The sequence below is a fragment of the Winogradskyella ouciana genome, from assembly GCF_009709615.1.
GTDB classification, from domain to species: domain Bacteria; phylum Bacteroidota; class Bacteroidia; order Flavobacteriales; family Flavobacteriaceae; genus Winogradskyella; species Winogradskyella ouciana.
The window spans coordinates 1-237 of sequence record NZ_WJYA01000304.1 but is presented as its reverse complement, the minus strand read 5'-3'; the positions used below and the strand labels follow the sequence as shown (position 1 = coordinate 237).

The following is a 237-nucleotide window of genomic DNA, read 5'->3' as shown; positions in this document are numbered from 1 at the left end:
TATGGCTGGCGCTCGGTTTGACGATCGGCGCGTATTCAAATTATCTGCTGCTTGCTCCGAGGCTGCGCGCTTACACGGAAGTTGCGGATGATGCGATTACGATTCCCGATTTTTTCGATAAACGGTTCCGCCACTCGTCATCATTGCTGAAAATTGTTTCCGCCGTGATTATTATGATCTTTTTCACGCTGTACACATCGTCCGGGCTGGTATCCGGAGGCAGGTTATTTGAATCGG

At 49.8% G+C, this 237-nt stretch carries 1 protein-coding gene; it reads left to right on the top strand.

Annotation, left to right across the window (positions count from 1 at the left end; translation table 11 throughout):
• A partial coding sequence (locus tag F1003_RS19230; RefSeq protein WP_497986945.1) for a sodium:solute symporter family transporter occupies positions 1 to 237 on the top strand: 237 nt, incomplete at both ends.